At 67.0% G+C, this 19,739-nt stretch carries 17 protein-coding genes and 1 tRNA gene; 11 read left to right on the top strand and 7 right to left on the bottom strand.

The window, feature by feature from the left end:
- Positions 1-58 precede the first annotated feature (58 nt).
- The gene (locus DBO33_RS02020; RefSeq protein WP_107653525.1) at positions 59-1,243 is read left to right on the top strand and encodes an NADH:flavin oxidoreductase; all 1,185 of its coding nucleotides are present in this window, start codon (positions 59-61) and stop codon (positions 1,241-1,243) included.
- Positions 1,244-1,378: 135 nt separating this feature from the next.
- On the opposite strand, the gene DBO33_RS02015 is transcribed toward DBO33_RS02020, so the two are convergent.
- Together DBO33_RS02015 and DBO33_RS02010 are read right to left on the bottom strand one after the other, a co-directional pair.
- Entirely contained in the window at positions 1,379-2,788 is a 1,410-nt protein-coding gene (locus DBO33_RS02015) for a lipase family protein (RefSeq protein ID WP_234390650.1), read from the bottom strand.
- 832 nt (positions 2,789-3,620) lie between these two features.
- Positions 3,621-3,703 (bottom strand) — tRNA-Leu (locus DBO33_RS02010).
- Positions 3,704-3,930: 227 nt separating this feature from the next.
- Between DBO33_RS02010 and DBO33_RS02005 the strand changes: the two genes are divergently transcribed.
- From DBO33_RS02005 to DBO33_RS01970, 8 genes are all read left to right on the top strand, one after another.
- The gene (locus tag DBO33_RS02005) at positions 3,931-5,337 is read left to right on the top strand and encodes a DUF3662 and FHA domain-containing protein (protein WP_107653523.1); all 1,407 of its coding nucleotides are present in this window, start codon (positions 3,931-3,933) and stop codon (positions 5,335-5,337) included.
- 205 nt (positions 5,338-5,542) lie between these two features.
- On the top strand, positions 5,543-6,010 hold the full coding sequence (locus DBO33_RS02000) for an FHA domain-containing protein FhaB/FipA (RefSeq protein WP_014980860.1): 468 nt from the start codon (positions 5,543-5,545) through the stop codon (positions 6,008-6,010).
- On the top strand, positions 6,007-7,500 hold the full coding sequence (locus tag DBO33_RS01995; protein ID WP_107653522.1) for a PP2C family protein-serine/threonine phosphatase: 1,494 nt from the start codon (positions 6,007-6,009) through the stop codon (positions 7,498-7,500). Before DBO33_RS02000 ends, DBO33_RS01995 begins: the two co-directional genes overlap by 4 nt.
- Positions 7,500-8,990: an FtsW/RodA/SpoVE family cell cycle protein gene (locus tag DBO33_RS01990; protein ID WP_107653521.1), complete on the top strand. Its 1,491-nt coding sequence runs from the start codon at positions 7,500-7,502 to the stop codon at positions 8,988-8,990. Before DBO33_RS01995 ends, DBO33_RS01990 begins: the two co-directional genes overlap by 1 nt.
- Positions 8,987-10,453, top strand: a complete 1,467-nt coding sequence (locus DBO33_RS01985) for a peptidoglycan D,D-transpeptidase FtsI family protein (RefSeq protein ID WP_107653520.1) — start codon at positions 8,987-8,989, stop codon at positions 10,451-10,453. The genes DBO33_RS01990 and DBO33_RS01985 overlap by 4 nt, the downstream gene beginning before the upstream one ends.
- Before the next feature lie 31 nt (positions 10,454-10,484).
- Positions 10,485-11,993, top strand: coding sequence for a protein kinase domain-containing protein (locus DBO33_RS01980; RefSeq protein ID WP_107653519.1), 1,509 nt, complete (start codon positions 10,485-10,487; stop codon positions 11,991-11,993).
- Positions 11,990-13,894 (top strand): Stk1 family PASTA domain-containing Ser/Thr kinase, encoded by a 1,905-nt coding sequence (pknB, locus tag DBO33_RS01975; RefSeq protein ID WP_107653518.1) that lies wholly within the window; start codon positions 11,990-11,992, stop codon positions 13,892-13,894. Before DBO33_RS01980 ends, pknB begins: the two co-directional genes overlap by 4 nt.
- 103 nt (positions 13,895-13,997) lie before the next feature.
- Positions 13,998-14,417: a CBS domain-containing protein gene (locus tag DBO33_RS01970; protein WP_107653517.1), complete on the top strand. Its 420-nt coding sequence runs from the start codon at positions 13,998-14,000 to the stop codon at positions 14,415-14,417.
- A gap of 294 nt (positions 14,418-14,711) precedes the next feature.
- On the opposite strand, the gene DBO33_RS01965 is transcribed toward DBO33_RS01970, so the two are convergent.
- From DBO33_RS01965 to DBO33_RS01955, 3 genes are all read right to left on the bottom strand, one after another.
- Positions 14,712-15,056 (bottom strand): hypothetical protein, encoded by a 345-nt coding sequence (locus DBO33_RS01965; protein ID WP_159080098.1) that lies wholly within the window; start codon positions 15,054-15,056, stop codon positions 14,712-14,714.
- 215 nt (positions 15,057-15,271) lie between these two features.
- The gene (locus DBO33_RS01960) at positions 15,272-16,399 is read right to left on the bottom strand and encodes a dihydrofolate reductase family protein (RefSeq protein WP_107653515.1); all 1,128 of its coding nucleotides are present in this window, start codon (positions 16,397-16,399) and stop codon (positions 15,272-15,274) included.
- A 126-nt stretch (positions 16,400-16,525) separates the two neighbouring features.
- A complete protein-coding gene (locus tag DBO33_RS01955) occupies positions 16,526-17,170 on the bottom strand; it encodes an aminodeoxychorismate/anthranilate synthase component II (RefSeq protein WP_107653514.1) in 645 nt (214 codons plus the stop codon).
- A 171-nt stretch (positions 17,171-17,341) separates the two neighbouring features.
- Here DBO33_RS01955 and crgA point away from each other — a divergent pair, with 171 nt between their 5' ends.
- Both crgA and DBO33_RS01945 read left to right on the top strand, forming a co-directional pair.
- Positions 17,342-17,605, top strand: coding sequence for a cell division protein CrgA (gene crgA, locus DBO33_RS01950; RefSeq protein WP_107659880.1), 264 nt, complete (start codon positions 17,342-17,344; stop codon positions 17,603-17,605).
- 120 nt (positions 17,606-17,725) lie between these two features.
- On the top strand, positions 17,726-18,208 hold the full coding sequence (locus DBO33_RS01945; RefSeq protein WP_107653513.1) for a PH domain-containing protein: 483 nt from the start codon (positions 17,726-17,728) through the stop codon (positions 18,206-18,208).
- Positions 18,209-18,297: 89 nt separating this feature from the next.
- Here DBO33_RS01945 and DBO33_RS01940 read toward each other — a convergent pair whose 3' ends face one another.
- Positions 18,298-19,164, bottom strand: coding sequence for a rhomboid family intramembrane serine protease (locus DBO33_RS01940; RefSeq protein WP_107653512.1), 867 nt, complete (start codon positions 19,162-19,164; stop codon positions 18,298-18,300).
- Between the two features lie 4 nt (positions 19,165-19,168).
- Entirely contained in the window at positions 19,169-19,696 is a 528-nt protein-coding gene (locus tag DBO33_RS01935) for a peptidylprolyl isomerase (protein ID WP_107653511.1), read from the bottom strand.
- Positions 19,697-19,739 lie beyond the last annotated feature (43 nt).

Below are 19,739 nucleotides of genomic sequence, written 5' to 3'. Positions count from 1 at the left end.
ACACTTCCGTGGTCTCGTTTCACCGACGCCGAACTGGAACACGTTCTAGTCTGGGCGGATGCCGCACGACGCGTTCCAGCCGGCCATGCTCGGGCCGGTCCAGCTACGCAACCGGATCATCAAGGCCGCGACGTTCGAGGGACGTACGCCCGACGCCTTGGTCACCGACGAGCTCATCGACTTCCATCGCGCGGTCGCGGCGGGCGGTGCCGGGCTGACCACGGTCGCCTACTGCGCGGTCGCGCCCGAAGGCAGAACCGACCGGCACCAGATCTGGATGCGGCCCGAGGCGGTGCCCGGATTACGACGGCTCACCGACGCGGTGCACAGCGCGGGCGGCGCGGTATCGGCGCAATTGGGCCACGCCGGCCCGGTGGCGAACGCCGCCTCCAATCGCGCGCCCGCACTCGCGCCGAGCAAGCAGTTCAGTCCGATCAGCCTGCGGCTCACCCGTGCGGCGACCGCGGCCGACATTCGGCGGATCATCGCCGCCCACGCCCGCGCCGCCCGGCTCGCGGTGCACGCCGGATTCGACGCCGTGGAACTGCATTTCGGGCACAACTATCTGATCAGCTCGTTCCTCAGCCCGGCCTTGAACAAGCGCGCGGACGAGTTCGGCGGCACCCTGGTCCACCGCGCCGAGGTGGCCAGGCAGACCGCGGACGCGGTGCGGCAGGAGGTCGGCGACGAGATCGCGGTGCTCGCCAAGTTCAATATGGACGACGGCGTGCGCGGCGGCTTCGGCGGCGACGAAAGCCTGTCCGTCGCACGGTGGCTCGCCCGCGACGGCAACCTCGACGCGCTCGAGCTCACCGTCGGCAGTTCGCTGCGCAATCCGATGTATCTGTTCCGCGGCGACGTGCCGCTGCGCGAGTTCGCCGACCAGTTCCCGCCGCCGCAGCGCTGGGGTATTCGCTTCGCGGGCCGCAGATTTCTGCGCACCTACCCGTACCAGGAGGCCTACCTGCTCGAGCAGGCGCTGCGTTTCCGAGCGGAACTGGACGTGCCGCTGGTCTTGCTCGGCGGCATCGCCTCACGCGGCGCCATCGAGACCGCGATGGCGCACGGCTTCGAGTTCGTCGCCATGGCTCGTGCGCTCCTGCACGATCCGGGTTTGGTCGATCGCCTGCGCGCCGACGCGGCGAGCGTGTCCGGGTGTACCCATTGCAATCGCTGCATGCCGACGATCTATCGGGGCACACATTGTGTGCTGACTTCGCCCGTGCCGGATCCGGCGATCTAACGCGAGAAGGCCCGGTCCTGGTGGACCGGGCCTTCTTTCGGCGGAGCGAACCACAACGGTCGGCGATGTGGTTCACGGCGTCCGGTCGAAATGATCAGCCAGACACCGTTTTCGCCATCCTCACCTGTCGAACGATCAAACGGGCTTGGCCGCGGAAGCGGTCAGCTCCGGACCGACGATCGACACCCATTCGTTCATCTCCGGGGAATCGTCCTTCGCGATCGCCGCGACATCCTGCCTATTGCAGCCGCTGCCGACGGGCACACCGTCGAAACGCTCCTGCAGCCACTGATATGTGCCCGGCACCGACAAGAATGCCTGTGAGTAGGCCTCGCCGATTTGGATGCGCCGATAGGTGATCTGCCCGTCGTTCTGGCAGTAGGTATCCACCAGCCGGTCGGTCGCGTAGGCGGGCATAATCCAGTCACCCATCGACTGGAAGATATATGTCGGCCGGTCCGGCGTCGCATTTCCCATCTTGACCTGATCCAGATACTTGCTCGGAATCGGCTCGCGCGTCATGTCCGGTGTATCGAACAGTCCCTTGATGTTCAGGTTCGGGAAACTCGAAACCGACCAGCCCTGGCACACATTGCTGTGCACGGTGCGCAGGCCCTGACCCAGCGGATTCATGTGCTGATCCAGATAGGTCTGCAATTCCGGGTATTCGCGACTCAGGCCGATGATGCCCGCGAACACCGTGCCGGCGGCGGGACCATTGTTCTGATAGTCGACCAGGTCGCGCAGGTCCGAGGCGGTGGAGCCGGAGACGGTGCCGACCAGGTTGACGTCCGGTGCGTAGGTGGCGCGCTGCTCAGCGGCGTGCATCGTCGGGATGGAGCCACCCGAGTCGCCCCACAGGCCGACCTTGGTGTCGCGGCCCTGATGCAGCTCCATCGGCTTGAAGTTCTCCGCGGCCCGGATGCCGTCGAGGGTGATCCGGCCCGCCAGCGGGCCCGCGGCGAAGGCGGAGAGCAGGCCTTCGTGATCGGGAATGGAGACGCCCCAACCCTTCGTGACCGCGTAGAGGGCCATCGGCAGCATGAAATTCGGGCCCATCGTGCCCGCGTAGTTCGGCGGCAGCGCCAGCATCTGGCTGGTGTACGACGGCGCGCAGTGCGCCGCGACCGCGTCCTCCGGGATCTGCACCGACACCAGGTTCGTCGGCGCCTTGCCGCGCGGCTTCATCACCGTGGTCACCGCCGCGATCGGTTCATCGCGACTGTTGTTCGACCGATAGGACAGCTGCCACGCGTCCACATCGGGCTGAATGATCGATTGGAACGCGGGATGCACTTCGCGCGCGGCAATGATCTCGCCCGGCTGCTTCGCCGCGACAACATCGCGCGGCGGATTGAGAAACACTTGATCCTCGGCGGGCATTGCCGGCGGAGTCAGCGCGGGCTGAATCGGTACATAGTCATCCGACGCGCACGGGCACGCCGCGGCAAAACCTGCGGTGGCCACTTGAATCACGACCGCGGCCCCCGCGGCCAACATCGTTGCCCGCCCATATCGGCGGTGCCGTGTTTTGAACATGTTCATACCTGATCCTTCAGCTGAGGGAGAGGTGCATGACAAGCCGTGACCGGAAGCCGCAGCACCAAATCCCCGACGAATGCAGGTATTTGCGAGTGACCACTCCGGTGTGAGCCGCCGCAATCGTAGATGAACATTTGAATAATCCAGCGCGAAACGCGAGAGAGAACGCATTCAAATCACCTCTACCTCCCACAACACCACTCACCCCGACCCTCAATTAACTTCCGCCCGATACCTTTTCCGCGCCGATCCGGCCCGAAATGTCCGATGTGAAAACACGTCACCGATGAAAGAGAACAGTCATGTACACAATCCGAAATAACCGAAAATAACGCCCGCTGGGCGGATTTCACGTCGGACAAACCTGTGGATATCAGCAGTTGTGCACAGCTTGTGGATATACCGCCACACCCCGACCCCTCGCATCCACGAGAACCCCACTCCACCAACCCGAGTCACCAGCACCCCCACCGATCCCGGTGCCCGGAAACGAAACACGGCGGCCCCACTGGAGTCTCGTTCACCCGAGAACACACCCGACGGACACGACGATCATGGAAGTCACAAACAGCCGCGCAGGCGGTACACCTCACACCACACGCAGCAACCGAGAACTCACGCACCCCGAGGCGACGTTCACGATCCACAGATCTCGCACGTTCACCAGCAGCGCCCGCCGCCCCACACACGCAACCCACGCGCAGGGCAACCATCGACCTGGGGGGTTCGGGGGGCGAAGCCCCGCCGAGCGGGCGTGGGGCTGCGCCCCACACAGACAAAAGGACGAAACGAGAAAAGCTCGCGCTCTTGCGAGCACGAGCTTCCCCGAGTGGAGTGGGCGAAGGGGGACTTGAACCCCCACGTCCCGAAGGACACTGGCACCTGAAGCCAGCGCGTCTGCCATTCCGCCACTCGCCCGAGCGACTCGGAGACAGTATCACGCAGTGCGCGTCGACACGAAATCGGCTGTGTGGGGCCGTGACGCGGGGGCTGGACAGGCGCGGGAACCCGCTGATCGTGCCAAGAGTTACAGGTGTGGACGATCGTGGATATCATGCAATGAACGTGCTCGATGGGCGACACGCCATATGCGTGTGTCGTTGTTACGTATCAGCAGAAGAGACGCTCACCGAAGGGAGGCCGGAATGGGCATCGTTTCACGGTTCGAGCGTCGTCTTCAGGGCGCCGTCGGTGATGTGTTCGCCCGGGTGTTCGGCGGCAACGTCGTGCCCCAGGAGGTGGAGGCGGCGCTGCAACGGGAGGCCGCTGATCATGTCCAAGAGCTCGACGGCGGGCACCTGTTGGCACCCAACAGCTATGTGATCACTATCAACTCCTCCGATCACCAGCAGTTGGACGCCGATCACGACCTCACCACCCGCGCGTTCGCCAAACACCTGCAGGATTACATCCGCGAGCAAGGCTGGCAGACCTACGGCGAAGTACACGTGGCGTTCGAGGCATCCCCTACGCTGCACACCGGACAGTTCAGGGCTAGCGGCCGGGTCGATCCGGACGCCGGCCGCGGAGCTACACCAGCTCACAGCCCTGAACGCACGCCACAACGACCTGCAAACCCGCAACCAGGAGCTGGCCCCATGACGCAGAACTCAGGCTACGACCCGAGCCGTGAGCCCGCGGAGTCCGATCCACGCAACCGCGGGTACGCCCCACCGCCTGCCGGTCGCGGCGGCGCGCAGAACGGCGCGTACCGCGAGGACTACGGTCGCGGCGCGGCGCCGTACGGCGCCGACTATCCGGCGCCGGAGGGTCAGCAGGGTTACAGCGACTACCAGAACGGCTATGACTACCAGCAGGGTGGCCAGGCCTACGGTCAGCCGGGGTATCAGGAACCGGGCTACGCCGCCCAGCAACCGGGCTACGCCGACCGCGGTTACGGGCAGCCGGGTTACCAGGAGCCCGCGTACGGCCAGCCGGGCTATCAGGAACCGCCGGCCTACGGTCAGCCGGGATACCAGGAGCCGGGCTACGGCCAGCAGGGTTACGCCCAGCAAGGTTACGGCGATCAGGCATACGCGGATCCGGCCTACGGCCAGCAAGGCCAGGGCTACGCCCAGCCGGGCTACGGCCAGCAGGGTTACCAGGAGCCCGGTTACGGCGAGCAGGCCTACGCCGAGCCCGCCGCCTACGGCCAGGATGACCAGGCCGGTTACGGCCAGGCCTACTCGCAGCAGCCCGGGTACGGCGCACAGCCCGGCTATGGCGCCGCGCCCGCGTATGCCGCTCCCCCGCAGGCAGGTTCGGGCTACTCCGCGACTCTTCAGCTCGACGACGGCAGCGGCCGCACGTACCAGTTGCGTGAGGGCAGCAACATCATCGGCCGCGGCCAGGACGCGCATTTCCGGCTGCCCGACACCGGTGTTTCGCGCAGGCACATCGAGGTTCGCTGGGACGGCCAGACCGCCATGCTCTCGGATCTGGGTTCCACCAACGGCACGCTGGTCAACGGTTCTCCCGTGCAAGACTGGCAGCTCGCCGACGGGGACGTGATCCGCGCCGGGCACTCCGAGATCCTGATCCGTATCGTCTGATCCCGTAAGCTCGCGATGCAGGTCACGACTTGGCCATCAAGGATTCGTCGGTCGTATCGTGATCGAACTCGACCTACGGCCCTATGATGCTGCCAACACACGCACGGCACCGGAACCCGGGGTCGGCAAGACCAGCATGCTGGTGGGGGTGGTCGAACCGCACCTACGGCACCGACATACACGGTCGAACAGGAGGTGGAACGCCGTGCAGGGACTGATCCTGCAACTGACCCGTGCGGGGTTCCTACTGCTGTTGTGGTTGTTCGTGTGGGCGGTGCTGCGCACCTTGCGCAGCGACATCTACGCGGCATCCGGCATACGGATACAGCCCAGGGCCGCACGCGGTTCCGCGGTGCTGCCCTCCTTCAGCCGGGGCCAGAAGGGCGCCAAATTTCTTGTGGTGACTCAAGGTTCACTCGCCGGCACCCGCATCTCGCTAGGCACCCAACCGGTGCTGATCGGGCGTGCGGACGACTCCACGCTGGTGCTCACCGATGATTACGCCTCGACCAGACATGCGCGACTGTCCCCGCGTGGCGATGATTGGTACGTCGAAGACCTCGGCTCGACGAACGGCACCTACCTCGATCGCGCGAAAGTCACCACTGCCGTGCGGGTTCCGCTCGGCACGCCTGTCCGTGTCGGCAAAACAGTGATCGAGTTGCGATCGTGACACTCGTTCTCCGCTACGCAGCGCGTAGCGACCGCGGTCTCGTCCGGGGCAACAACGAAGACTCCGTCTACGCCGGCGCGCGATTACTCGCGCTCGCCGACGGCATGGGTGGCCATGCCGCGGGCGAGGTGGCGTCGCAGTTGATGATCGCCGCCCTGGCCCATCTGGACGACGACGAGCCGGGCGACGATCTGCTCGGCAAGCTGGATTCGGCGACCCGCGAGGGCAACGCCGCCATCGCCGATCAGGTCGAGGAGGAGCCCGAACTCGACGGGATGGGCACCACGCTCACCGCGATCCTGTTCGCGGGCAAGAAACTCGGCCTGGTGCACATCGGCGACTCCCGTGCCTATCTGCTGCGCGGCGGCGAACTGGCGCAGATCACCAGGGACGACACGTTCGTCCAGTCGCTGGTGGACGAGGGCCGGATCACGCCCGAGCAGGCGCACACGCACCCGCAGCGCTCGCTGATCATGCGCGCGCTCACCGGCAACGAGATCGAGCCGACGCTGATCATGCGCGAGGCCCGCGCCGGGGACCGCTACCTGCTGTGCTCGGACGGCCTCTCCGATGTGGTGAGCGATGAGACCATCGCGAACACCATGCGCGAGGGCAGCACCGACGAATGTGCCGACCGGCTCATCGAACTCGCGTTGCGCAGCGGCGGGCCGGACAATGTCACCGTCGTCGTCGCCGACGTGATCGACCTCGATTACGGCCAGAGTCACCCGATCGTGGCCGGTGCCGCGTCCGGGGTGGATGAGGACACGCCACCGCCGAACACCGCGGCCGGACGCGCGGCGGCCATGCGCCCGCCGCGGGCCGCGCCACGCCGGGCCGCCGCGACCCCCGAGCCGGAGCCGAAGGGCAAGGCGCGCAAACTGCGCTGGTTCGTCCTCGCGTTCGCGCTGGTGCTGGCCGTCGGTGTCGGACTGCTGGTCGGCTACAAGATGATTCGCAGCAACTACTACGTCGGGGCCGACAACGGCTCGGTGGTGATCCTGCGCGGGTTACCGGGCTCGGTGCTCGGTTACTCGATCCACGACGTGAATCTCGTCGGCTGCGTCACCAAGACCGGCGAACTGTCCCTGGTCGACCCCGGCGCCGATCTGCCGTCGTCGTGCAAGGAGCTGAAGGTCACCGATCTCAAGCAGACCGGACGCGAACAGGTCGGCAAGGGCCTGCCGCCCGGCTCGCTGGACCGGGCCAAGGACCAGATGCGCTCCATCGCGCAGGGCGAACTGCTGCCGCCGTGCCCGGCGAAGACGTCGGTGCCCCAGCCCGGCGTGCTGCCGACCACCGAGCCGCCGCCGCCCGGACCGGCCGCGCCGAGTACCGCGGCCGCCCCGACCTCCGAGCCCGCACCGCCGGCTCCGCCGGTACCCGGCAACGGTGACGCGGGCACCGATCTCAAGACACCGACGAAGTCGGAAGCACCGGTTCCGCCGAACCCCCAGATCGCGGGGGAGAACTGCCGGGTGACGGACTGATGTCCGCGCCGGCACCGCCGTCCGCTGGGGCTTTTCCCAGTCCCCCCGGCGGCTTCGCTCCCGCGCCACCGCCGAGCACCAGACGCAATGCCGAGCTGTTGCTGCTGGCCGGCGCGGCGGTGATCACCACGGCCTCACTGTTTTTGGTGGAGGCCAGCCAGGAACAGTCGGTCACCTGGGATATCGCCAAGTACGGCCTGGCTTTTCTGGCGTTGTTCGGCGTCGCCCACCTCGCGGTACGCCGGTTCGCACCCTTCGCCGACCCACTGCTGCTGCCGATCGTCGCGCTGCTCAACGGACTCGGACTGGTGCTGATCCACCGGCTCGACCTGGCCGATGAGCAGAACGCGGTCTACAACTCCTGGCCGATGCCGTCTCCCGACGCCAACCAGCAGATCCTGTGGACCACCCTCGGCATGATCGTATTCATCGGGCTGCTGATCGCGCTGCGTGACTACCGCACGCTGGCCCGCTACGGCTACACCCTCGGCCTGATCGGATTGATCGCGCTGGCGCTGCCCGCCGTGCTGCCCAGCCGCTTCTCCGAGATCAACGGCTCCAAGAACTGGATCAAGATCACCGGATTCAGCATCCAGCCCGCGGAGTTCTCCAAGATCCTGCTGATCATCTTCTTCGCCTCGGTGCTGGTGGCCAAGCGCGATCTGTTCACCGCCGCGGGCAAGCACCTGCTCGGCATGGAGTTCCCGCGCGGACGCGACCTCGGCCCGATCGTGGTGGTCTGGATCGTCTGCGTCGGCGTGCTCGTCTTCGAGAAGGACCTCGGCACCTCGCTGCTGATCTTCAGCACGGTGCTGGTGATGCTCTACATCGCCACCGAGCGGGTCGGCTGGCTGGTGATCGGCGGCGCGCTGCTCACCCTCGGATTCTTCTTCGCCTACCAGACTTTCGGCCACGTGAAGATCCGCACCCAGACCTGGCTGCATCCGTTCGACGACTACAACAACACCGGCTACCAGATCTCCCAGTCGCTGTTCGGGCTCGCCACCGGCGGGCTCGCGGGCACCGGCCTCGGCAGCGGACGCCCCAACCAGGTGCCCTTCGCCAAGACCGACTTCATCATCACCACGATCGGTGAGGAGCTCGGTCTGATCGGGCTCACCGCGGTGCTGGTGCTGTTCCTGGTGTTCATCGTGCGCGGCCTGCGCACCGCTCTCGCCGTGCGCGACAGTTTCGGCAAGCTGCTGGCGGCCGGGCTGGCGTTCACCGTCGCGATCCAGCTGTTCGTCGTGGTCGGCGGTGTCACCAAACTGATTCCGCTGACCGGTCTCACCACACCTTTCATGTCCTACGGCGGCTCGTCGCTGCTGGCCAACTACGCGCTGCTCGCGCTGCTGATCAAGGTCTCGGACGCGGCACGCGCGCCGGCCCCGGCCCGCAAGGCCGTGCCCGCGGCCCCGATCGCGGAGGCGGCCACCGAGCTGTTGCGCAAGCCCGACGCGGGCCGACCGGAAGCGGGGCCCGCCACATGAACACACCACTACGCCGGGTCGCGATCGCGGTGATGCTGATGATCGTCGCGTTGCTGGTCAACGCGACCTACGTCCAGGTGATCAAGGCCGACGACTACCGCACCGACCCGCGCAACTCCCGGGTGCTGCTCGATGAGTACTCGCGCCAGCGCGGGCAGATCTCCGCGGGCGGCACGGTGCTCGCCAACTCGGTGGCCACCGAGGACCGCTACAAGTACCTGCGCACCTACCCCAGCTCCCCCGAGGCGTTCGCACCCGTCACCGGGTTCTACTCGATGCAGTACGGCAGCAACGGGCTGGAGCGGGCCGAGGATTCGGTGCTCAACGGTTCCGACAGCCACCTGTTCGGCTCGCGGCTGGTCGACATGGTGTCCGGTCGCGACCCGCGCGGCGGCAACGTGATCACCACCCTCGACCCGGCCATGCAGCAGGTGGCCTACGACCAGCTGACCAGCAAGGGCTTCACCGGTTCGGTGGTGGCGATCGAGCCGAGCACCGGCCGGATCCTCACCATGGTGTCCACCCCGAGCTACGACCCGAACCAGCTGTCCGGCCACGACGGCGCCCGCGGCACCCAGACCTGGGAGGCGCTCAGCGCGGACGAGAAGCAGCCGATGCTGAATCGGGCTGTCTCGCAGACCTATCCGCCCGGCTCCACCTTCAAGGTGGTGGTCACCGCGGCCGCGCTGGCGAACAACATCGCGTCGCCGGAGGATCAGTTCACCGCGGCGCCGAACATCACGCTGCCCGGCACGAGCACCACGCTGGAGAACTACAACGGCTCCAACTGTGGCGGCGGCCAGAGTGCCTCGCTGCACGAGGCGTTCCGGCTCTCCTGCAACACCGCGTTCGCCGAACTCGGTGTCAAGGTGGGCGCCGCGAAACTCAAGGACCAGGCCGCCGCCTTCGGTATCGGCGAGAACCGGGGCATCCCGATCCCGGTCGCCGAGAGCACGGTCGGCACCATGCCGGACAACGCCGCGCTGGCCCAGAGCAGCATCGGTCAGCGCGACGTCGCGCTGACCCCGCTGGACAACGCGGTGATCGCGGCGACGGTCGCCAACGGCGGCGTCCGGATGGAACCGCACCTGGTCGACCAACTGCAGGGACCCGACCTCAGTGAGTTGTCCAAGACCAAGCCGGTCTCGCTGGGCCAAGCGTTCAATGCCCAGGTAGCGTCATCGCTGACGAATCTGATGATCGCGTCGGAGGAGAACACCGGCGGTAGCAGGTCTTCCCGCTATCAGATCGCGTCCAAGACCGGCACCGCCGAGCACGGCAGCAATCCCCGCAATACCCCACCGCACGCCTGGTACATCGCCTTCGCGCCCGCGCAGAACCCGAAGATCGCCATCGCGGTGATCGTGGAGAACGGCGGCGACCGGGCACTCGGGGCGACGGGTGGCAAGGTGGCCGCGCCGATCGCACGCGCGGTCTTGGACGCCGGTCTGCGAGGCGGCTGAACGATATGGATGTGCGAGTGAAGGTACGGGGATGCTGAACAACGGTGCGATGATCGCCGACCGGTACCGGCTGCAGCGCCTGATCGCGACCGGCGGTATGGGCCAGGTCTGGGAGGCGCTGGACACCCGGCTGGATCGCCGGGTGGCGGTCAAGGTGCTCAAGTCGGAGTTCTCCACCGACCCGACGTTCCGGCAGCGGTTCCGCACCGAGGCGAGGACCACCGCCCAGCTGAACCACCCCGGCATCGCCGGCATCTACGACTACGGCGAGACCACCGACCCGCAGGGCAGTGAAACCGCCTATCTGGTCATGGAATTGGTGCAGGGCGAGCCGCTGAACACGGTGCTGAACCGGCTCGGCAGGCTCTCGGGGGGCCAGGGTCTCGACATGCTCGAGCAGACCGGTCGCGCGCTGGGCGGGGCGCACCGGGCCGGCGTCGTGCACCGCGACGTGAAGCCGGGCAACATCCTGGTGACGCCGACCGGTCAGGTGAAGATCACCGACTTCGGCATCGCCAAGGCGGTCGACGCCTCGCCGGTGACCAAGACCGGCATGGTGATGGGCACCGCCCAGTACATCGCGCCGGAGCAGGCGGTCGGCGAGGACGCCACCGCCGCCAGCGATGTGTACTCCCTCGGTGTGGTCGGCTACGAGGCGCTCGCCGGAACCAGGCCGTTCAGCGGCGACGGCGCGATCACCGTGGCGATGAAGCACGTGCGCGAAACGCCGCCGCCGATGCCCGGTGACCTGCCTGCCAACGTGCGTGAGCTCATCGAGATCACCATGGGCAAGGATCCGAAGGGCCGCTACTCGCGCGGCGGCGAGTTCGCCGACGCGGTCGCCGCGGTGCGCGCGGGCCGCAGGCCGCCGACCCCGACCGGGGCCAGCCCGTCGATGTCGATGACCGGCGCCACCCGGGTGCTGCCGCCCGGGCCGACCGTCGCATTGCCGTCCACGCCATCGGAGTTCGACGGCGCGACCGTGCACTACTCCACGCCCGCGGGCGCGGCACTCAACAACGCCGGCTACGCCAACGGCACCGGTGCGCCCGCGACGATGCTCAACAACGGGACCGGCGGCAATCAGCTGCCGCCGGAGAACGGCAAGAAGTACACCACCACGCAGAAGTGGATGGCCGCGCTCGGCGCGGGCGCGGTGCTGCTGCTCGCCATCGTGCTCTATCTGATGTTCGGTGGGGACACGAACCCGGATTCGAAGGTCCCGCCTGCCACCACGACCACGCAGGCGCCGAAGCCGCCCCCGCCGCCGGTGACCAGCACGACGACGCCCAAACCCGTTCCGCCGCCGGTGGTGACCACGGAGCCGACCACCACCGAACCGACCACCACCACGCCGGAACCGACGACGACCACGCCGTCGCCGACCACCACGCCGCCGAGCAGTACCAAGCCGACGACGACAACACCGCCGACGACCCTGCCCCGAATCCCCACTATCGACATACCATTTCCGGGGAACAGTGCTCGAAGCTCCGCCACTCCCAGCGCGCCCAAAACCTCTTCGCAAGGACAACAATGACGACCCCGAAGAATCTCTCCTCCCGCTATGAGCTGGGCGAGATCATCGGGTTCGGCGGCATGTCCGAGGTGCACAAGGCGCGCGATCTGCGGCTCAGCCGGGACGTGGCGATCAAGGTGCTGCGGGCCGATCTGGCCCGCGACCCCACCTTCTATCTGCGGTTCAAGCGCGAGGCCCAGAACGCCGCGGCGCTGAATCATCCGGCCATCGTCGCGGTGTACGACACCGGCGAGGCCAAGGTCGACGACGGCCCGCTGCCCTACATCGTGATGGAGTACGTCGACGGCGATACGCTGCGCGACATCGTGCGCGGCCAGGGCCCGCTGCCGCCGCGCCGCGCCATGGAAGTCGTCGCGGATGTATGTGCCGCACTGGATTTCAGCCACAAGGCCGGCATCGTGCACCGCGACATGAAGCCGGCCAACATCATGATCAACCGGGCCGGCGCGGTGAAGGTGATGGACTTCGGCATCGCCAGGGCGCTCGCCGACAGCTCCAACCCGATGACCCAGACGGCCGCGGTAATCGGTACCGCGCAGTATCTCTCGCCCGAGCAGGCGCGTGGCGAGACGGTGGACGCCCGTTCGGACGTCTACTCCGTCGGTTGCGTGCTGTTCGAAATCCTCACCGGTGAGCCGCCTTTCACCGGTGACTCGCCGGTCGCGGTCGCCTACCAGCACGTCCGGGAGGACCCGCGGCTGCCATCGCATGTGCATCCCGGAGTACCGCGCGAGCTGGATTCGGTGATCCTCAAGGCGATGAGCAAGAACCCGGCCAACCGCTACCAGAGCGCGGCCGAGATGCGGGCCGACCTGATCCGGGTGCTGGGCGGGCAGAAGCCCATCGCGCCGATGGTGATGACCGACGAGGACCGCACCACCGTCTTCGGCTCGAACGAGCCCGCGCCGCGCAGCTACCGCACCGTCGAGCGCAACGACGACACCGCCGAGCAGGGGCCGCCCGAATCCGGCGGACCGCGTCGCTCCATCTATGTCGCCGTCGCCGCGGCCGCCGGTGTCGCCGTGCTGCTCGCCTTGTTCTGGGTATGGGTCGGACCGGGCAGCAAACCGGAACAGGTTGCCGTGCCCGACCTTTCGGGCAAGTCCGCGCAACAGGCGGCCGATACGCTCCAGCAGGCCGGTTTCGCCGTCTCCATCCAGCAGAAACCCGACAGCAAGATAGACACCGGTTACGTCATCTCCACCGCACCGGTCGGCGGTGCGCGGGCGAACAAGGGCAGCAACGTCACCATTCAGGTGTCCACCGGCCCGGCCCAGGTGCAGGTGCCCAAGCTCGACGGGATGAGCCAGCAGGAGGCCGAAGCCGCATTGCTCAACGGCAATCTACAGATGGATCCGAGTGTCGTGCGCAAGCCCTCCAGCACGCAGGACACCGACAAGGTCATCGGGCAGGATCCGTCGGCGGGTTCCCGGGTGGATGTGGGCCGGGCCATCGTCGTCACCATCGGCTCCGGCCCGGAATCGGTCCGGGTGCCGAACGTGATCGGTCAGGACATCGACGTCGCGCGGCCGAACCTGGTGGACAGCGCCGGATTCAAGATCTCGATCCAGGAGGTGCCGTCGTCGCGGCCCAAGGGCGAGGTGCTCTCGACCAGCCCCGCGGGCGGCGCGCCGGCGGAGAAGGGCTCGACGGTCACCGTGCAGGTGTCCAGCGATCAGATCAAGATGCCGTCGCTGGTGGGCCTGACGGTCGCGCAGGCGGTGGACAAGCTGCGCGCGGAAGGCTGGACCGGCACGCAGAGCCAGATCAGCCAGTCCCCACAGGGCACCTTCGACACCAGCAGCGTGGGCCGGATCCTCAGCCAGCAGCCGTCCGCCAGCGGTTCCATCCCGAAGAACGGGACCGTGTCGGTCGGCGTGGGCGTGCTCGGCCCGCCGTGAGCCAGCGGTATCGGCGAAACACCGACCGGTCGGTGTTGATCGGCGGCAGAATTGGGTGTGCTCCATCCGGATCAGCAGTGCTGAGCAACGAGGAGGAAGCCTTATGACTACCGCCAGGGACATCATGAAACCCGGTGCGCAGTGGATCTCCAAGGAGGAGACCGTCGGGAAGGCCGCCCGGGTGATGGCCGAACTCGGCGTCGGATCATTGGTCATCGCCGACGACAACGATCGCATGTGCGGCATCATCACCGACCGCGACATCGTCGTGAAATGCGTGGCGCAGGGCCGTTCGCCGGCCACCACGCGCGCCGAGGAACTCTGCGAGTCCACGCCCCGCTGGGTCGCCGCCGACGCCGACGTCGAGCAGGTGCTCGACGAGATGGAGAGCCACCGGGTCAAGCGGATGCCGGTGATCGACAACAAGCGGCTGGTCGGCATGATCAGCGAGGCCGACCTGGCCAGGCACCTCGACGACAATCAGCTCGGTGAGTTCGTGACGGCGGTCTACGGGCGCCCCTAGGCTGCCAACGGCGCCGATCGGACTTCGACACACCGCCTCGTCCTTACTCTCGGCGGGGCCGCGCACTCGCCGGGCGTGCTGAGCACAAGGCCTCCGGTGTGCGAATTCTGCTCGGTCGCAAACTCGCTGCCGGAGGCCTCGCCCGCGGCGGTGTACCGGCACGACCGCGTGGGCCGTATCCGCCACTTGCACCGTCGAGATAACTCGGTCTCGCAAAGCGCAGATGTCAGGCGATTCCCATTTCACCTAACGCAGTGCAGCGCCGGGTGTTTCACCGAAACTGCTGAATGCTGCTCAGTAGTGCTGGTAACCGGGTCCGGGTCCGGCCATGCAGGTCACTTCACCGATCGGCACCCAGCCTGTTATGTGCGGAAGGTGCACGATGTAGTAGTAGGTGTTTCCTTCCGTTTTGTACAACTGGTACCCGTAGGCATAACCATCGTCTTTGATTTCGGTGAACTTCCCGCTCTGCCCGCAGTGCAAAGGGGGTTTGAGCAGGCTTTGCGCTGACGCAGCGCCGGCAGCCATGCTGCTCAACATCATTGCGGCGACGGACGCGCCTGCGACACCTGCGGCGAGCCTCCGAAGGTTTATCATGGAAGTGTTCCAATCTGTGTTGTGAACTGTGAATTGCTGCATGCGTGCAGCTCCGGGTGTTGGGGAGTGGCAGCTCCCCAACACCAGGTTCTATAAGATCTTGTGTTCTATAGGATCTGACGCGTCGAGCACGAAATCGGTTCCATCGAACTCGGAAGTTGTCTTGGCAGCCGAAAGTTGGCAGTCATCGACGTTCGATCACGAATATCCCGCCGCCGCAACGACGTAGAACATTGCGTGCTGAATCCTGGTTCGCCTCAGGACAGCTCGAGGTGACCGTTCATCGACATCGCCTCGGCCGCCAGCTCGGTCACCTCGATCACCTCGACGCCCTGCTCGCGCAGCTTCTCCACGCCGACGCAGTTCGTCACGAACGTCGCGGGCTCGCGCCAGGCCAGCACGACCCGGGGAATTCCCGCCCGCAGGATGCGATCGGTACACGGCAGCCGGGTCGCGGTGGCCCGCTGCGAACACGGTTCCAGCGTGGTGTAGATCGTCGCCCTGGCCAGCCGCGGATCGTCCGCGTCGAGCTTGTCCAGCGCCGACTCCTCGGCATGCACCTTCGCGTCGGTCTCGCGCGAGTAGCCGGTGGCGATCTCCACCTCGTCGGCCACGATCACCGCGCCGACGGAGAATGCCGTCTCACTCGGCGGGCACCGCCACGCGAGTTCGATGGCTCGCCGCATGAACCGAGTGTCGCGCTCCGCCATGGGTTCGGACTTCGGGCGGTAGCGCAGAACCGCGACGTCGCCGAACACGGCGATGTCGACCAGCCGCATGCGGCGATGCGGGGCGCCCGGATAGCTTGCGGCGCCGAGGAATCGCGGGGCTTCGGGGTCACCCACCAACAGGGGTGCGACCGCTAGGTGCAGTTCGTCGGCGAGGTCGGCGGCCAGAAAGGTGGTGTGGATGCGGGTGCCGCCCTCCACCATCAGGCGGGCGATGCCGCGGCGACCGAGGTCGTCCAGGAGGGCGCCGAAGTCGAGTTCGGTGCCGAGCGAGACGATTTCGGCAAGACCGGACAGGCGATCGGCGAGCCGCGCTGCGCCCGCCTCGGTGGTGTACACGAGCTTGTCGCCACCGTGCTGCCAGAACCTCAGGTCCGGATCCAGCTCACCGCTCGCCGTGACGGTGATCTTCAGCGGGTACTCGGGTTTGCCCGCCTCGACCCGTGCCGCGCGGCGCTCGGCGTTGTCGACCAACAGCCGGGGGTTGTCGCGGCGCAGTGTCTCGGCGCCGATGAGGATCGCGTCGGAGTCCGCACGCACCTGATCCACCCGATCGAAATCCGCCGGGTCCGACAGCCGAAGACGCTCAGCGCTCGCATCATCGATGTATCCGTCGACGCTCATCGCGACCGACAGCAGCACATATGGACGGGTCACTGCCGCACCTCCGGTCGCTGACTGCGTCCCACGTCTCCCGGTCGCTCACCGCGTCCGTTCACTGCACGCCTCCCGGTCACTGGCCACGTCCGCTCTGCCACACCCTCGGTCGCACGCCGCGTCCGGCTATTGCAGCACCAGCGCGGCGACCTCGGCCTCGAGCATCTCCACCAGGCCCTCGGCCGGGCGCTCGCCACAGACGCCGAGCCAGTTGGCCAGCATCCGGTGCCCGCCCTGGGTCAGCACCGATTCGGGGTGGAACTGCACACCATGGATCGGCAGGGTGCGATGCCGCATAGCCATCACGATGCCGGATTCCGTGCGTCCGAGCACCTCGAGCTCCTCGGGCAGCGTGTCCTCGAGGACGGTGAGCGAGTGGTAGCGCGTCGCGGTGAACGGGTCGGGCAGGCCGGCCAGCACACCGGCGCCGATGTGGAAGACCGAGCTGGTCTTGCCGTGCAGCAGCTCGGGCGCGCGGGTCACCGTCGCGCCGAAGGCTTCGCCGATGGCCTGATGGCCCAGACACACGCCGAGCAGCGGCACAGTGTGCCGGGCACAAGCCCGTACCAGGTCGATGCTGGCGCCCGCGCGATCAGGGGAACCGGGCCCGGGACTGATCAAAATGCCGTCGAATTCGGCCACGACGGCGTCGACATCGGCGAGGTTCGGGTCGTCGTTGCGCCACACCACGGCCTCGGCACCCAGTTGCCCGAGGTACTGGACCAGGTTGAAGACGAAGCTGTCGTAATTGTCGACGACCAGAACACGCATGATCCAAGATTACGTCCCCGCACGGCACCGCGTCGCATCCAATACCAGTTGGGATAGCCTAGAGGCACACCGGAGGGCGCCAGAGCCTCGTCCACCGTGGCGAGCGAGCTCCGCACAACCACCCGCGCCTGCCCCGCCGGTACCGACCTGCACGCCGAATACGAGGACGTCATGCCCAAGTCGAAGGTCCGGAAGAAGACCGACTACACGATCAACCCTGCCAGCCGGACGCCGGTGAAGGTGAAAGCCGGGCCGTCGCCGGTCTGGTACGTCACCATCATGCTCGGTTTCATGCTCGCCGGGCTGGTGTGGCTGCTCGTTTATTACCTCGCCGCCGATCACATCAGCTGGATGAGTGATCTGAACGCCTGGAACTTCTTGATCGGATTCGGCCTCATGGTCGTCGGTCTGATCATGACCATGCGGTGGCGCTGACACCACATCTGGGCTGTTCCAGGTAACGCAGGCACCACATCTAGATTACAGACGTGTCATTCATGCACACCTGTGGATGAACCTGTGGACAACTCGAGCAGTGCTTGGGGAAAGTGACCCGTGACACCTGATTCTCCCGATCCACAGCCCCGCGCGGCCACGCCCCGGCTCGCCTGGACCACACCCGCACCGGCCCTCATCGCGGTGACCGGTGGTGGCATCGTGCTGGCCGTTGCCGCGATCCTCGCCAACGAGGCCGCGGCCCGCCTGCTCATCGGGCTGGCGGCGGCCGGGCTCTTGGTCATGGCCGGGCTCGGCTTCCGGCAACGGCCACGGTTGACCGCCGTCCCGGGCGCCGACCCGCGGATGGTCGTGCGCACTCTGCTCGGCGCCGACGAATACACCCGCGACCAGATCATCCGCGCCCGGGTGGTCGACTACCGCCGCCTCGGCCGCAAGATGCCGATGCTGGAGATCGACGTCGACCACGACGGCACCGAGCGGCTGCTGATCTTCGGCCGCTGGGATCTGGGTGCCCGCCCCGACGACGTCTACGACACCTTGGTCCGCACCCTCCGGTTGTCCGGCGAGACCACCCGCTGAACCCCGTCTGCCCGCAAGCAGCAGCGACGCGGTCGTTGTGCTGTGTGGCTTCCCGGTGTTTCACGTGAAGCCACACCACGAATGCCGGGTCAGGCCAGCGACATAGCGGTGGCGCCGATCACCCCGAACGACACCAGTGCGAGAACCGCGACGGCGATCCAGCCGATGAGGCGTGCGCTCTCTTGCGATTTCACGCGCAGCCAGCCCGGCAGGAACAGAATGCCCAGCGTGGCGAGCGTGCCCGCGGCCAGCCCGCCGAGGTGTCCCCACAGGGAGATACCCGGCAGGGAGAAGCTGATGAAGACGTTGATGCCGATCAGGATCAGCATCTGATTCGCGTTCTGCCGCAGCCGGATCAGGATGACGGTGATCGCCCCGAACAGGCCGTATACCGCGCCCGACGCGCCTGCGGTCGCGCTCTCCTGCGCGAACGCCATGACGGCGGCGGAGCCACCGAGCAGCGACACGAGATAGACCGCGAGGTAGCGCAGCCGTCCGAGTACCAGCTCGCCGTCCCGGCCGATCACATACAGCGCGAACATGTTGAGCAGCAGATGGATCGGACCGTAGTGCAGGAAACCGGAGCCGATCACCCGCCACCACTCGCCGCCGGCCACCGCAGGTGGATACAGCACCCAGTCGATGAACAGCGCCGAGGTCCGGTTCGCCATCAGGCTTTGGGCCTGTACCGCGGTGATCGCGTAGATCGCCACGTTGATCGCGATCAATACGTAGGTCACGTACGGCAGCGACGCCCTGGCCACCGGCGCGCCCGCGACGGTGCGCACCGGTGCCACGTCACGCTGTCCCTGCCGCAGGCAGTCGACACAGTGCTGGCCCACCGCCGCGGGGCGCAGGCATTCCGGGCAGGAGGGCCGTCCGCAGCGCGTGCACGCCAGGCCGGTCGGACGATTGGGGTGGCGAACGCACGTCGGCGCAGGCGGCTGGGCGGTCATAAGCTCATTCGATCGTGATCTTGGTGATTTCGACGGGTTCCAGGGGGCGGTCGTTGCGATCGGTCGCCGTCTTGGCGATGGCGTCGACGACCTTGCGCGACTCCGGGTCGACGACCTCACCGAAGATGCTGTGCTTGCGGTTGAGGTGCGGCTGCGGGCCGACGGTGATGAAGAACTGCGACCCGTTGGTCGCCGGTCCGGCGTTGGCCATGGCCAGCAGGTAGCCGCGGTCGAAACGCAGTTCCGGGTGGAACTCGTCGCAGAACTCGTAGCCGGGTCCGCCGCGTCCGGTGCCGGTGGGATCGCCGCCCTGAATCATGAACCCGTCCATCACCCGATGGAACACGGCGCCGTCGTAGAATGGGCCGGTGCTGCCGCCGCTCGCGTTCGCGGTGCTGTACGGCGCCGAGCCGTCGGCGAGCCCGATGAAGTTGCGGACCGTCTTGGGGGCGTGGTTACCGAAGAGCGAGATCTTGATGTCGCCGCGATTCGTGTGGAGCGTCGCCACAGCGGTCTGATTCGGTGAGGTCACGCCGCAATGCTACGGTCCCGCCGCTCGGGAACCGCAGCGCACC

Source organism: Nocardia suismassiliense, assembly GCF_900269665.1.
Lineage (GTDB): Bacteria > Actinomycetota > Actinomycetes > Mycobacteriales > Mycobacteriaceae > Nocardia > Nocardia suismassiliense.
The sequence above is the reverse complement of the archived record's forward strand: the minus strand, read 5'-3'. Positions and strand labels throughout refer to the sequence as shown.